The organism is Moorena sp. SIO3I6, from assembly GCF_010672095.1.
In genome coordinates this window covers 1-2,578 of record NZ_JAAHHU010000627.1, presented here as the reverse complement: position 1 = coordinate 2,578, position 2,578 = coordinate 1, and the positions used below count along the sequence as shown (strand labels likewise).

General features: G+C 44.7%; 5 protein-coding genes and 1 pseudogene. 2 read left to right on the top strand and 4 right to left on the bottom strand.

Features of this window, described 5'->3' with window-relative positions; genetic code table 11:
* A pseudogene (locus tag F6K49_RS40510) lies at window positions 1-224 on the bottom strand (hypothetical protein); the annotation flags it as partial.
* Between F6K49_RS40510 and F6K49_RS40505 the strand changes: the two are divergent.
* Complete coding sequence (locus F6K49_RS40505) at window positions 206-463, top strand: hypothetical protein (protein ID WP_293106522.1); 258 nt, start codon at window positions 206-208, stop codon at window positions 461-463. The pseudogene F6K49_RS40510 and the gene F6K49_RS40505 overlap by 19 nt on opposite strands.
* A gap of 40 nt (window positions 464-503) precedes the next feature.
* On the opposite strand, the gene F6K49_RS40500 is transcribed toward F6K49_RS40505, so the two are convergent.
* The 3 genes from F6K49_RS40500 to F6K49_RS40490 form a co-directional block, all read right to left on the bottom strand.
* Entirely contained in the window at window positions 504-1,118 is a 615-nt protein-coding gene (locus tag F6K49_RS40500) for a hypothetical protein (protein WP_293106519.1), read from the bottom strand.
* A gap of 437 nt (window positions 1,119-1,555) precedes the next feature.
* Window positions 1,556-1,987: a hypothetical protein gene (locus tag F6K49_RS40495; protein ID WP_293106514.1), complete on the bottom strand. Its 432-nt coding sequence runs from the start codon at window positions 1,985-1,987 to the stop codon at window positions 1,556-1,558.
* Entirely contained in the window at window positions 1,987-2,196 is a 210-nt protein-coding gene (locus F6K49_RS40490; RefSeq protein WP_293106510.1) for a hypothetical protein, read from the bottom strand. The genes F6K49_RS40495 and F6K49_RS40490 overlap by 1 nt, the downstream gene beginning before the upstream one ends.
* 152 nt (window positions 2,197-2,348) lie before the next feature.
* Between F6K49_RS40490 and F6K49_RS40485 the strand changes: the two genes are divergently transcribed.
* A complete protein-coding gene (locus F6K49_RS40485) occupies window positions 2,349-2,492 on the top strand; it encodes a hypothetical protein (protein WP_293106507.1) in 144 nt (47 codons plus the stop codon).
* Window positions 2,493-2,578: the final 86 nt, after the last annotated feature.

Here is a 2,578-nt window from a genome sequence, read left to right as displayed (position 1 = left end):
ACATGATTGGGTTGAATAATTTCAACGCGATAATGGGGACGGATTTGTAAGAGTGGTTCCATGTTTCTGTTGGGGAGTCGGGAGTCGGGAGTCGGGAGTCGGGAGTCGGGAGTCGGGAGTCGGGAGTCGGGAGTCGGGAGTCGGGAGTCGGGAGCGGTGCGACCCGTGGCGAATTTAATTCGCCTACGGAAAGCGCACCGAGGGAGTGGGCACTTGCCTGTCACTCTCGGAAAACATTTGTTTATTAAAAATAGAGCTAAAGTATACTAAGGGATTGATCGAGCGGTCACGCGATCGCGAACGCTGGATATTTTCCTGCTCAGAAATACAAAGCAATGATTATTGTAAAATAATTCGCTGTATTATTTTACTGATAAAGAAGCTTCTAGAGATTGCCCCACTCCCGATTTTACGATTCCCGATTCCCGATTCCCGATTCCCGATTCCCGATTCCCCTCTTTAAACAGAAAACCCCACAACCAGAATTGATCTAACTCCTAATCCTATTCCACCATCTGCACCAATTTCCCTAGAATGGGTTCGATGGGAGGCAGAAAATATTCCGCCATATCGAGGGTTACTGTTTTTTCTTCCAATTTCAGAAATCGCCATAGAGTCCCAGTGGTTACGGCACCGTAAACCGTTGCGAGCGCATTACCGTTACCATTATTCTGCTGTTGATTAAACCGACCGGCTGCTACCATTGCGGCGATACACTGTCCTAATCCCCCTTTCAGGTCTTCTTTTTTGGCTTCTATAATAATGGCTACTGGGGCTTTAACAAATAACTGTTCCGGTGACAGACTGATAATAAAATCACAGGTGCCATTTAATCCGACTTCTGGGTCAACAGTAAACTCTTCCCCAGAAAACAAGCTAACCTGGTATTTATGGAATTCTCTAACTGCAAGTAATACTGGACATATCAAAAGTTCTGATCGCGCTTTTTCCGTATTCAATGCGATCGCTAGTTGGTAATTATGGGTGATAAATTCGGCTAAATAAGGACTAGGAGAAATTACGCGATCGCGATCGCTTTCAAAAATATTCCCTTGTTCGATTAAAGTTAAGTCAAAATCATTGACTACTTTTTGAATTGTAAATTGACTGTAAGACATGAGCTAGGGAAGGGAGTAGGGAGTAGGGAATCGGGAGTCGGTAATCGGGAGTCGGGAGTCGGGAATCGGGAATCGGGAATCGGGAGTCGGGAATCGGGGTAAAATATTGTGTACTTGATTACTAGTAAAAACGGGCTTATTGGATTTTTAAAGTATTTGCTGACATGCTATACTTTGAATGCGATTGACCGTAGGTCACGCTACGGGAACGCAAACATAAGGCAAAGTTTGCTATTCAGTAACAATGAATTATTAGGTAAATTCAATTATTCAATTTTTTTACACCGACTACCGACTCCACTTTGCAGGGATATTTTGAACACTAAACAACGTGATAGTTACAGAAGTAAACAACCTTTTTGTTGCTTATAAAAGTTTTTGCAAAAGCTGCTGAAAGTGATACCAGCCCTGGAGTTGAGCGGGTATCGGCTTTACTTCTACACCTCCGCAGGGAGCTTATGATTCTCTAGATATTGCTCATAAGCATCCTTATCCCCAGCAAATGAATCGACAGAGATTTGGCGCTCTGGCATTGGCTTGAGAGGGGCGTTGATGGGACTGTGTTTGCAGTAGCAAATTACAACCATATCGAAATCCATGTCAACTGGGATATCTGGTGTGTAGGTTTCAACCCGTGTAACTTCCCAATCGCTTTGACGGTAATGGGTTGATGAATCTGGATAGTTAGGATCAACAAACTGATCAACTCGAATAAACTCTGGCGGACGGTATCCCGGTTCAGGCAGCGCCTTGTCGGAGCAGTCGTAATGCTCGAATAAAGTTTTCGTCAGAGAGCCAGAGTGAGCATATTTGCGCTCTTTCCATCCGGGTTGACGCTTTTCAGCACGAAATACAATCCATTTACGCATTAGTCTTGCTCCTGTTCGGTGTCGTAATAGGATTTGGGAAATTCAGTTTTTCCTTCAAACACACAATCGACTTCAAGAATGGGGTTACCTGTTTCCTCAATATCAACCAATTGCCAGCCATATTTCTGTGCCATTTCCTCGCAGCAGTCCTGATCCGCTGCTGCATGGCGTGACTTGTTTTCGTCTTTGTCGTACCTGGGTTTTGCCATACTTAAGTTGCTCCTAGTTCCGTATAGTCGGACTTTGGAGAAGTGGTCTCGGCTGAGTGTGGCTGTAGTTGCCGGAGCGGATTCTAGATTTCTATTATACAGGTACCAGGCTGTATAGTAATTTATTGGATCTAATCTTCACATTCTAGCCTTTGGCTGGCTTCGTTTCGAGGTTTTTAAGAGCTCTGCATCGCTACTCCCGATTCCCTCGGTGCGCTTTCCGTAGGCGAATTAAATTCGCCACGGGTCGCACCGCTCCCGATTCCCGACTCCCCCTAATCTTTTGCGGAATATAATTATCTACTGGTGTATACCGTTAAAGAAACGAACATCGATTCACCAAAGGTTTCCATCGTGTCTACTCCAGTTGAACCATGCTCTC